Origin of the sequence: Paenibacillus ottowii, from assembly GCF_006874425.1 — a bacterium.
In the GTDB taxonomy this organism is placed as follows: Bacteria; Bacillota; Bacilli; order Paenibacillales; family Paenibacillaceae; genus Paenibacillus; species Paenibacillus ottowii.
In genome coordinates, this window is record NZ_VIJZ01000012.1 from 25,864 (window position 1) to 40,726 (window position 14,863).

14 protein-coding genes and 1 pseudogene are annotated in these 14,863 nt (G+C 43.9%); 9 read left to right on the forward strand and 6 right to left on the reverse strand.

What is annotated here, in order from left to right; translation table 11 throughout:
- Window positions 1–93 precede the first annotated feature (93 nt).
- Both FKV70_RS22395 and FKV70_RS22400 read left to right on the forward strand, forming a co-directional pair.
- Window positions 94–807: a response regulator transcription factor gene (locus FKV70_RS22395; RefSeq protein WP_142614585.1), complete on the forward strand. Its 714-nt coding sequence runs from the start codon at window positions 94–96 to the stop codon at window positions 805–807.
- Window positions 804–2,180: a sensor histidine kinase gene (locus FKV70_RS22400; protein ID WP_142614587.1), complete on the forward strand. Its 1,377-nt coding sequence runs from the start codon at window positions 804–806 to the stop codon at window positions 2,178–2,180. Before FKV70_RS22395 ends, FKV70_RS22400 begins: the two co-directional genes overlap by 4 nt.
- Window positions 2,181–2,257: 77 nt before the next feature.
- Here FKV70_RS22400 and FKV70_RS22405 read toward each other — a convergent pair whose 3' ends face one another.
- Window positions 2,258–2,731, reverse strand: a complete 474-nt coding sequence (locus tag FKV70_RS22405; protein WP_064797060.1) for a C40 family peptidase — start codon at window positions 2,729–2,731, stop codon at window positions 2,258–2,260.
- Between the two features lie 351 nt (window positions 2,732–3,082).
- Here FKV70_RS22405 and FKV70_RS22410 point away from each other — a divergent pair, with 351 nt between their 5' ends.
- Window positions 3,083–4,117, forward strand: a complete 1,035-nt coding sequence (locus FKV70_RS22410) for a glycosyltransferase family 4 protein (protein ID WP_063210687.1) — start codon at window positions 3,083–3,085, stop codon at window positions 4,115–4,117.
- Window positions 4,118–4,122: 5 nt separating this feature from the next.
- Window positions 4,123–4,847: pseudogene (locus FKV70_RS22415) on the forward strand (succinylglutamate desuccinylase/aspartoacylase family protein).
- Window positions 4,848–4,960: 113 nt separating this feature from the next.
- Here the strand turns inward: FKV70_RS22415 and FKV70_RS22420 are convergent.
- Complete coding sequence (locus FKV70_RS22420; protein WP_142614589.1) at window positions 4,961–6,304, reverse strand: sugar phosphate nucleotidyltransferase; 1,344 nt, start codon at window positions 6,302–6,304, stop codon at window positions 4,961–4,963.
- Between the two features lie 86 nt (window positions 6,305–6,390).
- Complete coding sequence (locus tag FKV70_RS22425; RefSeq protein WP_142614590.1) at window positions 6,391–7,212, reverse strand: DUF6492 family protein; 822 nt, start codon at window positions 7,210–7,212, stop codon at window positions 6,391–6,393.
- A 208-nt stretch (window positions 7,213–7,420) separates the two neighbouring features.
- Here FKV70_RS22425 and FKV70_RS22430 point away from each other — a divergent pair, with 208 nt between their 5' ends.
- The 5 genes from FKV70_RS22430 to ytfJ all read left to right on the forward strand — a co-directional run bounded on the left by FKV70_RS22430 (window position 7,421) and on the right by ytfJ (window position 11,839).
- Window positions 7,421–8,311 carry a YheC/YheD family protein gene (locus tag FKV70_RS22430; protein WP_064797058.1) on the forward strand — a complete coding sequence of 297 codons (891 nt, stop codon included), beginning with the start codon at window positions 7,421–7,423 and terminating at the stop codon, window positions 8,309–8,311.
- 191 nt (window positions 8,312–8,502) lie between these two features.
- On the forward strand, window positions 8,503–9,210 hold the full coding sequence (locus FKV70_RS22435; RefSeq protein ID WP_063210697.1) for a YetF domain-containing protein: 708 nt from the start codon (window positions 8,503–8,505) through the stop codon (window positions 9,208–9,210).
- A gap of 89 nt (window positions 9,211–9,299) precedes the next feature.
- Window positions 9,300–10,325: a cupin domain-containing protein gene (locus tag FKV70_RS22440; protein WP_142614591.1), complete on the forward strand. Its 1,026-nt coding sequence runs from the start codon at window positions 9,300–9,302 to the stop codon at window positions 10,323–10,325.
- Between the two features lie 254 nt (window positions 10,326–10,579).
- Complete coding sequence (locus FKV70_RS22445) at window positions 10,580–11,359, forward strand: ABC transporter ATP-binding protein (protein ID WP_142614592.1); 780 nt, start codon at window positions 10,580–10,582, stop codon at window positions 11,357–11,359.
- 75 nt (window positions 11,360–11,434) lie between these two features.
- On the forward strand, window positions 11,435–11,839 hold the full coding sequence (gene ytfJ, locus FKV70_RS22450) for a GerW family sporulation protein (protein WP_142614593.1): 405 nt from the start codon (window positions 11,435–11,437) through the stop codon (window positions 11,837–11,839).
- Here the strand turns inward: ytfJ and ppk1 are convergent.
- The 3 genes from ppk1 to FKV70_RS22465 form a co-directional block, all read right to left on the reverse strand.
- On the reverse strand, window positions 11,833–13,956 hold the full coding sequence (gene ppk1 / locus FKV70_RS22455) for a polyphosphate kinase 1 (protein ID WP_142614594.1): 2,124 nt from the start codon (window positions 13,954–13,956) through the stop codon (window positions 11,833–11,835). The genes ytfJ and ppk1 overlap by 7 nt on opposite strands.
- A 199-nt stretch (window positions 13,957–14,155) precedes the next feature.
- Complete coding sequence (locus tag FKV70_RS22460; protein WP_142614595.1) at window positions 14,156–14,551, reverse strand: hypothetical protein; 396 nt, start codon at window positions 14,549–14,551, stop codon at window positions 14,156–14,158.
- Between the two features lie 89 nt (window positions 14,552–14,640).
- Window positions 14,641–14,856, reverse strand: coding sequence for a hypothetical protein (locus tag FKV70_RS22465; protein ID WP_063210707.1), 216 nt, complete (start codon window positions 14,854–14,856; stop codon window positions 14,641–14,643).
- Between the last annotated feature and the right edge of the window lie 7 nt (window positions 14,857–14,863).

Here is a 14,863-nt window from a genome sequence, read left to right on the forward strand (position 1 = left end):
CGACGATACGGATAAAAGCTTAAAATCAAATAAAAAATGAATGGCATGTGCGTTGTTTATTAGTTTTTTCTATAGAAAATAGGTGGTTTTGTGATGAAAAAGTCGGTGCTGGTCATTGATGATGAAGAGAAGATATCCAGATTGCTTCAGTTGGAGTTGTCTCACGAAGGATATGCGGTTGAAATTGCACAGACGGGAAAAGAAGGACTGGAAAAAGCATTAGCCCATAGATGGGATATTATTATCCTGGATGTGATGCTGCCGGAGATGAACGGAGTTGAGGTGCTGAAGCAGATTCGAACGGTGGATAATCATACCCCAGTAATCATGGTCACTGCACGTAACACAACTCCTGATAAAGTATCAGGTCTAGATGGAGGCGCCAACGATTACATTACCAAGCCTTTTGAAATTGAGGAGTTATTAGCACGGATGCGAGCCAGTATGAGACACCAATTGGAGCCAGTAGCTACCGCTTTACCCAAAGAAGACAAGCAGCAGTCCATACTTCAAGTCGATAGCTTGGTGTTGGAACGCAAGACCCGCTTTGTGGTGAGGGAAGGAAAACACATCGAACTTACGCCCAAAGAATTTGATCTGCTTCAATATCTGATGGAGCATAAAAATCAAGTATTGCATCGGGATCAATTGATTCAGGACGTATGGGGGTTTGATTTTGTCGGTGATACGAATGTAGTAGATGTTTATATCCGGTATGTTCGTAAAAAAATTGATCATGGGTACAAAAAGAAATTGATTAAAACCGTGCGTGGCGTTGGGTACTGTATCCGGGAGGAAGAGCATTGAAGCTGCGGACCAAAATTACCCTGCTGAGCTCCATTTTAGTGATGACGATTCTTCTATTTGTTGACGTCACAGTCCATCTATTATTTGTCAAAATTGCTACTCGCAATGAAAGAGAAGTGCTGCAAACGAAGTGGACTGAAATTATTACCGAAACAGGACCCACGATGATTTTGAAAAATGCATGGGGCCCCCAACTGAAAGATGAACTTTCCAGTGATACGATTCTGAGGGTATTTGATAAGCAATCTCATCTTCTGTATGAAGTAAGCCGCCAATCCCGTTTCAAACTGAACGATATACGTTTTAACCTTTCTCAGAGCTCTCAACTGACGGAAGTGCAGAATCATAAAATTCTGATCATCCATCTTCCAGTGCTTTCTCCGGAAGGTAATCAAAAAGGGACACTGGAGATCGTAGAAAAGTGGGATGCGCTGGAAACCAATCTCGATATTTTAAATACAATTCTGATCACCTCGACTGTTGGAGCTATGTTGCTCAGTCTGGTAGGTAGCACGATTTTGGCGAATGCGATATTGCTGCCAATTTCCAGTAGTATTCAGACGATGCAGGAAATCGAGAGAAGTTTGAAGTTCAAAAAAATTCCTGTCGGCGGTCACAATCAAGATGAGTTGTCTCAGATGACCACTACTTTTAACCGAATGATGGAAAGGTTGGAGGAAAGTTTCCAGAGTCAGCAGCAGTTTGTTTCCGATGCCTCACATGAACTGAATACGACATTGATGATTATTGAGGGCTATGCCAACATGCTGCGGCGGTGGGGGACGCATGACGAGGAGATCCGTAAGGAATCGATTGAATCAATCTATGAAGAAACTCAGCGAATGCGTACGATGACGCAGCAATTGCTGACATTGGCCTCCTCACAGCACAAAGATTCCGAACCGTATGAACGGGTAGAACTGATCGGTTGTTGTCAACAGGTAGTAGCACATCTCAAGCCTGTTCATGACCGCCAAATTTCTATTTTTACAGAAGAGAAGGAGATTTGGCTGGATGCCAATCTTGCAAAAATGAAGCAGTTACTAGTCATCCTGCTGGATAACGCGTTAAAGTATAGCTCAGAGAAAATCGAAATCTGGATATCTTCAAATGAAAAAGATGTTCTCCTCCGAGTTAAAGATTACGGAATTGGTATACCTGAGGGCGAAATCAAGCGAGTTTTTGAACGATTTTATAGGGTAGACAGCTCCAGACATCGTAAAACCGGAGGAACTGGGCTGGGATTGCCGATTGCCAAGGCAATAACAGATGCTCATCAGGGTACGATCCGAATGGAGAGCGTAGAAGGTGAAGGAACGGAGGTCATCGTCACGCTGCCTCAGAAACAACAGGAAAGGCTGCCCCACCAGTAGATATATCTACTCAGGGGAACAGCCTTTTATTGTTATTCGTAAGTTAAGCTTTCAGCAGATTGTAGTTTGAAATGTTCCTAAAGGACACGACGTGCTTCTGTGTAGTGGGAACTCCACCATCTTGAATTCAGATCTGTAACCGTAACGCCGCCTTGACCAAACGTGTGCAAAATTTTCCCGTCTCCCATGTAAATGGCTACATGATGAATTGGAGCATAGAAAAAGACCAAATCGCCTTTTCTAAGCTGACTACGCGGTACATAAGTGCCTACAGTTGACTGCTGTTTGGACGAACGTGGAAGATGAATTCCATTTTGTGCAAAAACATACTGAGTGAACGAAGAGCAATCAAAAGAGCTTGTACTGCCTGCTGGAGCTCCATGTTCATAACGTACGCCCATAAACTGGGAGCCTGTTGAAATAATCTGATCACCTTTACTTGCCGAAGCAGCATGAATAGTTTCTGGTCCAACGACGAAGCTCCCAGCGCTCAGTGCCAAAGTCATCGTAAAGCAAATACCCATCCACAATTTTTTAGAAGTAGTTTTCATATATAATTTCCTCCGTTATTCGTATTGTGTTGATGTCCTGAGATGACAATAACACAAATAAAAAATCCGGAATTTACCACACATGGTTACAAACCTGTTACCCCAACGTTTTGCCCTGCTTTATTAGAAAACGATGAGAATTTTCTACTTAACTTTGTCTTGACAAGCTATATAAGTTTGTTTTTATAGCTAGGTCCGTATGACAAAAACCGACTTGCAGACGATTGGCACAAGCAATCATACAAAACATACATACCTATATACTACAACGTATAACTTGTACGGGAATATGCTAGATTCCCGTTGACATCGTAAAGATCACCGTATTTTCGGTCAGGAAGGGGAATTCGTATGGCTTCAAAGCCGAGCAGAGCACTCGATAACCGGCCTCTAACTATAGTGCAAGTCATATCCAACTATCCCAATGCACAGCCTGTACCTTCCATCAAGGGCGGGACGGAAAAGATCGTGCATGAATTAACAGAGGAATTAGTGAGAAGAGGGCATCATGTATCTCTTTTTGCCGCTCGTGGGAGCAGGAGCAGCGCGCAATTGATTACTTATCCCAAGGGTTTGACACATAGTCAGATCCCCCAATATGTACTTCAGCATATGCCGTCAGGCACTGATATCATTCATGACCATACGTTCCGCTCTGCAATGGGGCGCAGGAAGTTGCCGTGCCCATCAGTATGCACCGTTCATCTCCCAGTAAAAAGACACGGTAAAAACCCAGTATATGTTAGTAAACGAGCACGTCAACTAATGGGCGGAGGCAAGGGATTTTATATCTATAACGGCATCAATACGCATGAATATGAGTTCAGCAGTGAGAAGCGCGGCTATTTGCTGTTCATGGGCAGAATCATACCAGATAAAGGTGTATTGCAGGCCATTCAGGTTGCAGAGCGAACAGGAAAAAAACTGCTTATTGCGGGTCCTATCAAAGCCCCTGTATTTTTTCGCCGAGAGATTCAGACACGAATTCAGCGTAATCCGAATATACGCTATGTGGGGTCAGTAGGGGGGGATCGGAAACAGAAGCTGCTGAAACATGCAGAGTGCCTGCTGTTTCCATCACTGTGGGAAGAGCCGTTCGGACTCGTAATGGTAGAGGCTATGGCTTGTGGAACACCGGTACTGGCATTAAAAAATGGCTCCGTTTCTGAGGTACTGTCAGGCTTTCCACAGTTGATTTGCAAATCAGTCGGCGAAATGGCACGAAAGGCACACCGAAAAAATTATCCGTCACCTGCGCAGCTTCGATTATATGTTAACCAAAGATTTACCAACAAACAGATGACCAGCAACTACTTGAGACTATACCGTGAGATCATCCGCCGGCGAGAGCAGAAGAGGGGGCAACGAAAGTCTGTACGGAGGTGAGGGGAATGCAGGTCATACGATATATGCTTGGAAAAGGCTCCTCTTGGGCGACTCCTTATTATGTAGCCACAGCGGGACAGAAAGGTCCGTGTGCGATGGTGGTTGCAGCATACATGGTAATGAAATAGCAAGTATACGCGCTGCGGAGAAGCTGGTAAAGCTTTTGAATGAGCAAAAACTGAAATTCAGCCATGGCAAGCTTATTATTGTGCCGATAGTGAACCAAGTGGCTTACCGCAAGCGGATCAGAGGAAAACCTGATCTTAATCGGACCTTTCCGCGCCAGAAAAAGCAGGCGGCAACACAACCGCTTTCCGCTGCTCTATTCAAATTAACACAAAAGCATCACCCCGAATGGTATCTCGACTTGCATGAGGCGAATGGATTATCACAAAAAGATGCCAAGGTACTTGGTCAAACGCTTATCTCCAATAAGGGCAATCCGATAATTCCTACGATGCGCCGGATTATGAAGCGAATGAATCGCTCGATCAAGGTAAAAAACCAACATTTTAATTTACGGTTGCATGAGCTCCCAGGTTCCTCCCGCACCGCTGCATCCCGTATTTTAGGGGTACGTGCAGTTACTGTGGAAACAGGGTGGAGCCTGCCCCAGAAAGTACGTATACACTATCAGATGAAGATCGTACAGCACTTTTTAAGAGAGGCCGGGATAGTTGAGGCCAACAAGGTTTATTTATCTGGCAAGGTTAGAACGGTTTCCTTATGAGGTGTAATATTACAAAAAAAATCGCTTTATGAGCAAAGGATTGTACTCACCTTTCTCAAAAGCGATTTTTTTTATGTGCGATTTTTGTGGAAAGAAGGTGTAGCTCTGTGTTGTCAGGACTCGGATCTATAGAAGGCGCTCACCAAACTGTTACCCAAGCGTACCTCGATCAGTTCAAGTTTTGAATCCAGATCAGCACAGAGCGTGTGATGCGTATCGACTGGAATGCTGAACACAGAGCCGCTAGCGGCAGCAAAGCGTTCTCCATTCAACATAACCTCTCCCCGACCAGATACGATCATCCATACTTTAAGTCCGCTGCCGTGAATACGTCCATTCAAGCGATGATCCGGTAACACTGTCAGTCGTAGAGCTAATATGTCATGCGGACTTCGGTGATCAAATTCGTCCAGCACCCGGTAACTTCCCCAAGAGGTTTCGCCATGCATGGGGTGAAGTTGGAGTTTGCCTAGCTGCTCCTTGATCGCATGGGCATGGTTTTTGGATGCAATGAGAATGCCGTCAGGGCTTGCAGCAGCAATAATTCCCTCTACGCCAATGACATGAAGCGGATAGGGCAATTCATTGACGATGTGTGTGCCATGAGTCTCGCCACTGATTTGACCTCGTCCGATTACTTGGCTTCCTAACTGCTCTGTTAAGGTCTGCCAGTTGCCGATATCGTGCCATTCGCCCTCGTAAGGCAGGACAACGGCCCGTTCAGTACGCTCCGCAACCTCCTCATCGAAACTACGAACCGGAAGGCTATCATACATTGCGCACAGTTCTTTATCGTTCAGCGGCAATTGGCTTTGTTCCATACAAGACAGCATATACCGTAACGTAAAAGCGTAAATTCCGCAATTCCAGAGCGCGCCTTGGTTAATAAGCTGCTGCGCGCCAGAGAGATCCGGCTTTTCTGTGAAGCGTGCAACATGTGCATAAGCCGATCTCCCTTCTTTCCTTATTTGCTGACCTGGAACGACATAGCCATATTGGTCAGAGGCATGGGTAGGTCTTGTCCCAAGCATAGCCAGATCGGCTCCGCTCTCCAGCAATAGACTAGAGAGCGCTCTTATCCTGTCGAAGAAGTCGTCGCCTGCAAACATATCTGCTGGAGCAATGCAGAGAACTTCATCCAACCCCATGCCTCTCGTGTGAAAATAAGCAGCAGCGAGTGCAGCAGCGGTGAAGGTTCCTCGTTTGGCAGGCTCGCCAAGAACAGGCAGACGACCTTCTGTATGGCGAGAGGCTAGATTTACCTGGCTTCGATGAGCCAGAAGCAGGGCAGAGGAATCCAGCCCGGCTAAGGTAAGCTGACGATACACCCGACCGAGCATAGATTCCTGCTGCCCGTCAGGAGCGGGCAACAACCGGAGAAACAGCTTTGACCGAATCTCGTTGGATAATGGCCACAGCCGTTTTCCGGCCCCACCGCATAATAATACGATGCGCACTGACGTTTCCTCCTTCAATGCAGATCCATTTGGATGGCATCAGCAATTGCGAGATTTTCTATTTTTGAGAACTATTTCAATGAAGATTAAATCTTTGTTTTTGCAGCTAGCTGGTACACTTTGCGTTGATGAAAAGATAAGGAGCGGTGGCTTTGGGCGAAGACATCCAATTGTTTTTGCGATAGCGAAGAAGCACGACTATGAAGCGCTTTATTCAATGATTTGCGCAAAATCATCCGAGAGGGCTCATTGCTGTATAGATAGTTGGCATACGTCTCATATTCGGAAAATCCAAACTGTTTTGTCCGGTCAATACTTTGGATAATGGCGTTGTACCAAGGTTTCCCGTGCTTAGCCTCTATAACTTGTTTGAGCTGGGCGAGCCGTGTTTTTTCAAAAAGCATATAGTGAGTGACAAAGGACTTTGGTGAGGGAGCTTTAGCGCCCATCAGCTTACGATAAGTGCGGAAATACTCAGGTTGACTCCAATTGCGGTAGTAAAAAATTGTTTTTCCATCTTTACGGAACGTATGTGGACGAATCAAAATGGTGTCCGCGTCTATAACGAGAAAAAAAGACGATTTACTGATTTTGTCGCCATTCATTTTGAGCAATTGCTGATACAGCCAGCCTGAGCGGTCCCAACGTGTTGTTCCATAACGAATATGCTTTTTAGTGATGGGCAGCACTGTTTTTTCATCTACAAATGTACACTTCTTGTTGGCACATAGACGGCGAAGTTTAGTGCTTTGCGGTGAAATGATATAAATGGTTGCAATTCGGTGCTGCACGTGACGACGCAGACTGTCAATAACTAGTGGAAGTGTAGCCAAATCTTTTTCAATTGCGGGGATTAGCACATCGATTGTGAGGGAACTCTTCTGTGGCCCAACGGATTGCGCAGACATGTTATTCACTCCCTGTACGTGCAAATATACGCTACTGGTGCCTCACCTTATTGTATGCATGGACAGGCACTTTCGACCGGGCAAGGGCAGTCGTCTAATTCTTATGTAGGAGAGGGCGAATGGAGCTACGAATGGGGAGTTGGCGCATACGATAGATTGAGCTTTTAACAGGTGCGTTCTACCCTGAAAGTAGAGAGGAGAGGGGCAAGTGAATTCTTCACAAGCGCAGGCGATACGCAGCAAATGGAATAAAACCAAATTGTTGCTCCAGCACGGAGGCATCAAGCGTTTTATACCTGAAACCCGTAAATACAGCAAAGCAAATGTGAAATCAATGTTGGAGAAGTATGGCATGGTCTATGTAAAGCCTGATCTAGGTACCTTTGGTAAAGGTGTGATGAAAGTTGAAAAGGAGGCAGGCCAACGTTTTGCTTACCAGTATGAGGAAAAGCGTCTGGAATTCAAACAATTGGATGCACTAATTACCAGCCTATCGAAACACACTGGAAAAAAAAGTTATCTTATTCAAAAGGGAATCCATTTATTGCGCCATCAAAATCGTTATTTTGATATCCGGGTCATGGTGCAGCGTAATGCAAAAGGGCCATGGGAAGCTACCGGGATTATTGGACGGCTGGGTCATCCTCGTAAAATCGTGACCAACTATCATAGTGGTGGTAAGCCGATGGCCATAGAGCAGCTACTGAAATCACATTTGCCGCAAAGTAAGCAGGCTGAGCTGATCAAAAAGCTCAATGAACTGGGGATTACCATTGCTACGCAACTACAAAAAACATATCCGAATTTCCGGCAAATTGGTGTGGACATTGGACTGGATCGTAGCTTTACCCCATGGATTATTGAGGTGAACACGAAGCCTGATCCATATATTTTCAACCAACTGACAGATAAGTCAATGTACCGAAAAGTAATAAGCTATTGGCGACTGGCGAATGAGAAAAGGAAAGTTGCAGTCCCAAGCAAGGAAAAGAAGAATAGCGTTAAAAATAAAGATAAAGATGAAAATAAAAATAAGATTGAAAATAAAATAAAAATGAAAATAACATTAAAAACTCAAAAAAAAGTGAAAAGTTCATGAGCGAGGAATCGCGTTTAAGATTGAAGCTGAACTAGTGAAATAAAAGGATGAATATCTTCAAAATTCATCCTTTTTTACATACTCGGTTTTCCTGTTTTATGTCGCTGTTATTGACCTATCGATATGTTTGTAATCAAAAAAATGAAATTGGAAAAACTAGTTGAAAATAATTAGAAATGAGGGCTTGGTATATGGAATTATGGGAAACGATGTTAAGGTCAATATCCGCATTTGTACTAATGATGTTTCTAGCACGTCTTTTGGGGAAACCGACAATTGCACAAATGACCTACCATGATTTTGTGGCTGTCATTACATTAGGGTCCATTACTGCGAATCTTGCCTTTAATAACACCATAAGTATAAGAATTTTACTAACCTCCATGCTTACTTTTACTGGAATTGCCTACTTGCTGATGGTTTTAGCTATGAAAAACCAGAAGCTGCGAAGTTGGTTCTCGGGAAAACCAACCGTGTTAATTCAGGAAGGGAAAATTATGGAGGGCAATATGAGAAAGCTTAAGGTTACGCTAGATACATTGAACCAGGAACTGAGGGGGAAAAATTTTTTTAATATTCAAGATGTTCAGTATGCCGTACTTGAGCTGAATGGAAGTATTTCTGTCTTACCAAAGCCGGATTGTATGCCTGTAATCAAAAAGGATTTGCATTTGAAAAGTCAGTCTGAGCAGGCTTTTCCCATTGAACTGATCATGGACGGGGATATCATTGAAGCGAATTTACAACAGAATAACCTCACAACAGAATGGCTACAATCACAGATAAAAAAGAAGGGACTCTCTCTTAAAGAAATCAATTATGCCGTAATCAGTACTGATGGGAATGTATATTTTGATGAATATAAGGATCAAATTGAATCTCCTATCGATAAAGAATGAATTTGATTTGTTTGACATTAAAGGTATATAATAGATGATGGTAGATGAGAAAACATAGACATATGGAATGATTTTAAGGAGGAATCGCGATGAAATCATTTAAGTATGCTTTGGAGAAAAAGGAACCCAGAACCGGACCAGGAGGTATCACGCGAGGGGCTTCAGTCCACGATTTTCCTGTATCAGAAGGAATAGCAGGGGTTTCTATGCGTCTAGAGCCTGGTGGAATGCGCGAACTTCACTGGCATGCCAATGCAGCTGAATGGGCCTATGTGATTAGCGGCTCCTGTCGGACAACTGTTATCCATCCAGACGGTAATTCCTATGTCGATATTTTTAACCCCGGTGATGTATGGTATTTTCCGCGTGGTTATGGTCACTCCATTCAAGGTCTTGGACCTGGAGAATGTCATTTTATCCTGATTTTCGATAATGGTGATTTTTCGGAGGACCATACGTTCAGCATTACTGATTTTATCGCTCAGACTCCCACGGATGTTGTCATGCAGAATCTCGGACTCGCAGCCGACGAGCTGGCTCTTTTGCCAAAGAAGGAAGCCTATTTTGCCAAAGGACCTGTTCCTTCTACGAGATCTCATGATGCATATCCCCGCACTTCTTCCGATCTGATTACTAAACACCGCTATCCTTTAATGGCCAAACAGCCCAGATTGGCACCGGGTGGAGGAACTCAGCGGACCGTTACAGTAGAAGATTTTCCTATTTCTTCGACGATGGCAGGATCTGTGATTGAACTGGAACCCGGTGGATTGCGAGAAATGCACTGGCATCCCAATGCGGATGAATGGCAATATTATTTAGACGGTAAAGCAGAAATGACTGTGTTCCTGGCCGAAGGAAATGCAGTGACAGAGCAGTTTGAAGCCGGAGACGTAGGGTATGTACCTATGGGAGCAGGACATTATATTCAAAATACCGGACCGGACGTATGCCGTATTTTGATTGGTTTTAACAGTGGTCATTACGAGGCCATTGATTTGAGTGAGTGGATGGCTGGCAACCCTGTGGATGTATTGGCAACGAATCTGAACCTTCCTAGAGAAATAGCGGATAAACTGCCTCATAAATCGGTCTTCATTGCTCCAAAATCTTAAATTTTAAACCTTAAATCATAAAGTATCTAGTAAGCCCGCATATATTACCTTATTCCTAGGTGGCATATGCGGGCTATTGAATTTGATTCTATACTTTTGAAGAAAGCAATAAAGCAATTTAGTGAATTTAAAATTGAACAACCTGCAACCCTGTGCTATTCTTATACGAAAGTGAAGATTAACGTGTGAAAAAATGATGGTTTATTATGTTTATAAACATCTGATGATACGATGAATAGAGGGGATGTACAGCCATGATTTCTGTTATTGAACTTAACAATGTAAGCTGGAAGAGAGATAACCGCACCATCCTGGATCAAATCAATTGGCAGGTAGCTGAGAGAGAGCACTGGGCTGTGCTTGGCTTGAATGGATCAGGCAAAACAACAATGCTCAATATGATTAATGGTTACATATGGCCAACCACAGGTAGTGTCAGCGTATTAGGTCATCCCTTTGGGGATGTTGATCTGAGGGAGCTGCGCAAATCTATCGGTTGGGTCAGTTCCTCTTTACAGGAAAGAATTAATGGGAGCCAGCGTACGCAGGATGTTGTCATTAGCGGCAAATTTGCATCCATTGGACTTTACGATCAGACGACGGATACAGATTATGAACAGGCCATTCAGCTTATGACCCAACTAGGCTGTGCTCATCTTGTGGATCGGTTGTATAAGGGATGCTCACAGGGAGAAAAGCAAAAAGTGCTCATTGCCCGCGCGTTAATGGCCTCGCCCAAGCTGTTGATTTTGGATGAGGCATGTAATGGTCTGGACTTTTTTTCCCGGGAATCCTTACTAACCAGTATTCAACAGCTTTCCGAGTCGCCGGATTCGCCCAATTTATTGTATGTTACACATCATATTGAAGAAATTTTACCGATGTACACGCATACCATTTTGATTCGCCGTGGGACAGTTTTTGCTAAAGGTAAAACAGCAGACATTCTGAGCAGTGAAACACTGAGTGGCTTTTTTGAAACACCGGTGCAAGTAGAATGGAGACAGGATCGTGCATGGCTTTCTATGGTATAGAGCGTCAATGCGGTTTATTCTTTTCCAATCCTGACTACAATGATAGAAGAGAAACATTGTAGAGAGGTGAATGGAGTGTCAGAGCATCCATTACAATCTTTTTTTCAAACGGTGAAGGATAATCTAAAGGATATGGTGAATGTCAATACGACCATTGGAGAGCCAGTTGTCGTGTCCGATGGCACTATGGTCATACCGGTCTGTAAAGTAAGCTATGGCTTTGCGGCAGGAGGAAGAGATCTGGATAATCACAATCAGGAAACCGTAAAGGTGATGCCGTCGTTTGGAGGAGGTATGGGTGGAGGTGCGTCCGTAACCCCTCTCGCCATTATCATTGTTGGAAAAATGGGCGTTCAAACGATCTACCTGAATAACTCCCTTACGGTATACGATAGGATTTTGGACATAGCGCCACATCTATTGGATCAATTGGACAATCTTATTAAGCGATATCATACAGGAGATGGTAATAGTCATTGAATCAGGTCTGACCCGTTTGTGTTTGCTAAGGCTGTCAACGGGATGATGCCGTCGCTTTGTACAGGAAAGGAGTTGTTTTTCCTTACTATAAGATTTTTGACCTCTGACTGGCTATGGCAGGGGGGCTGCTCATTATGCGCCATGATATATTGTCCATCGGAAAGCAACTGCCGGGCTTTAATATTATCACTTAGCAGCAGCAATAAATATTGAATAACGAAAGATCGGTGTTCTTCATTCAGTAACGGACACATCAATTCAATCCGCTTGTCCATATTTCTGGTCATCCAGTCTGCACTGGAGAGCCACACTTGGGGTATCCCCGCATTTTCAAAATAAAAAATTCGGGAATGTTCCAAAAATCGGCCGACAATGCTGCGAACGGTAATATTGTCGCTCAGTCCAGGAATTCCTGGACGCAAACAGCAGATGCCGCGAACGATCAGATCAATTCGGACGCCTGCCTGGGATGCAGCGTATAGCTCGTCGACCAACTGTTTGTTTGATAGCGAGTTCATTTTGGCTATAATCCTTGCAGGTTTACCCCTTAGGGCATTTTCCACTTCGCATTGAATATAGCCCAATAACCGCTGCTTCAGATGCACCGGAGCTACGCTGAGGTAATGCCACTGATTTGGGGCGGAAAATCCAGTGATTTTGTTAAATAAATTGGAGACATCTTCGCCGATCTCCGGATGGGAAGAAAAAAGTCCGATATCTGTAAATACTTGCGCTGATACTTCATTATAATTTCCGGTCGCCACATGAATGTAACGTCTAAGAGAATCTGCTTCTTTACGTACGACCAATATCATTTTGGCATGAATTTTCAGCCCGGACAGACCGTAAACGACATGGCACCCTGATTTCTCCAGTTCCTTTGCCCATTCAATATTTTTGGCTTCATCAAACCGTGCTTTCAATTCGACGACTACGGTAACCTGCTTTCCTGCTTCGGCCGCTCGATTCAAAGATCGGATAATTCTTGAATTACCGTTTACGCGATATAGGGTCATTTTTATAGCCATAACAGATGGATCGGCAGCAGCTTGCTCGACAAAATCGTTAACAGCGCCAAACGATTCATACGGATGAAATAAGAGAACATCTTTTTTTCGCAGCATTGAAAAAAAATCGTCCGTCTTTATGAATTCCCACGGATAAAGAGGATCAAATTTCGAATACTTGAGATGCTCATAACCCTCGATCGAACTAGCGAATGACATGAAGTAGCTTAAGTCAATGGGGCCTTCATGCGTAATTAAGAAATGGCTTTCGAGTTCCAGTTCTTTTTCCAGTAATTCCAGCGCAAATGGATCAAATCCATTTTCTATTTCCAAACGGACCGGAGTACCCCATTTCCTTGCGCGCAATACTTTTTCCACTTCATCAAGAATATCCTCGGCTTCTTCCTCGTTTAAATCAAGGTCAGCATTGCGAGTTAAACGGAACGTATGGAAAGTAAGAGGTGTATACGTTGTAAACAAAGTGTGAATATGCTGCTTAATCAAATCCTCAAGCAAAATAAACTGTCGACGCTCTTGATCCAATCGAGACGGAACCTCAATATACCTAGGCAAATTGGACGGAATTTCAACCAGAGCAATATAAGCTTCCTTGCCTGCTGCATCGGAATGCGGCTTCAGGGCAACGGCCAAATAAACGCTTTTCGAACGAATCAGAGGAAAGGGGCGGCTTTTATCGATAGCTAGAGGAGTGAGCACGGGAAATACTTTTTCAAGATAATAGGCTTCCATTTCTCTCCTCTGTTCAGGAGTTAGCTCGCCATAAGCAGTAAAAACAAGTCCATCTTCATTTAACAACTGTATAATACGTGCATAGGTGACATACTGATCGGCTACTAATTGCTCAATCATGATGATTACTTTATTTTGTAACTGTTGCGGGGTAAAACCAGTGAAATCGATCTCTGTATTACCCGCTCTAATTTTATCCATAAGTCCTGCGACCCTAACACTGACAAACTCGTCCAGATTGGTGGAGACAATCGATAAGAACTTTGTTCGCTCCAGCAGCGGGGTGCTTTCGTCCTGTGCTTCCTCAAGAACACGTCTGTTAAATTGAAGCCAGCTTATTTCACGGTTAATATAATTCAAGAAGCACGCCTCCTGCTTATGCTTTTTTTCTAAATAATAAATACCGTAGTTTTTGAAACAATTGCCATGTGGCACCAAGACGAATCGTGATCGTGTCGGGAATATTCTCATCGTTTTTGTGCATGATTATTAGCCGCCTCCTCTTGTTGCTAAAATGGGGAAAACTCGCTAAACCAAGTTAGCGAGTATTGGAGAAAATTTACTTATTCGCAGATGTGGCCGGCTGCATTACATCGACAACCTGGGCTGGTGCTGATTCTGTATTTTTCGCTGCGGATTGTGTCAGGTTACTGACCATACGGCTATTAACAAGCGCACTGCCTGCTTGCATTCCGACTCTATGACCCACATTGTTCCCTAACAACCCACCCACAATGGACCCCAGAACTGTCCCTACTCCTGGCAGCAGCGAAGTTCCAAGGATAGCCCCATACTCAATACCAGCCATAACGCCGAGTGCTCCGGTTAAATTCCCCGACGTATGCACCATAAATTCTTTATTGTCCATTTGTCCTTTCGTCAAGCTAATGGTATCCTGCACTTGGCTTATACCTCCTGAGATAAGACCACCCCATAATGAATTGCCCTGAAGCATGCTGGTCCCTCCTTTGTTTGATGTTTTGTTACTGCAGATTAATAATTCCCCACTCTGTGTTTTTTAAATTATTGAACATTTTCCAATTGTTACGGCAGTAAATGATGTTCTGAATCGTTTTCCTCCTTAATTGTCGCTTCTGCGGATGGTAGCTCTCTAGTACGGTCTTTGACTTGGTCCGCGAGCTCAAGCACAATTCCTGCTCCTTTAACAGCAAGTTGGCGTGCAGCTTTCCGGGCTTCAGGGGACACAGCAAATACTAACGCTGTAGCAGCAAAAATAATACCAAGCGGTGATTTAGCCATAATATCC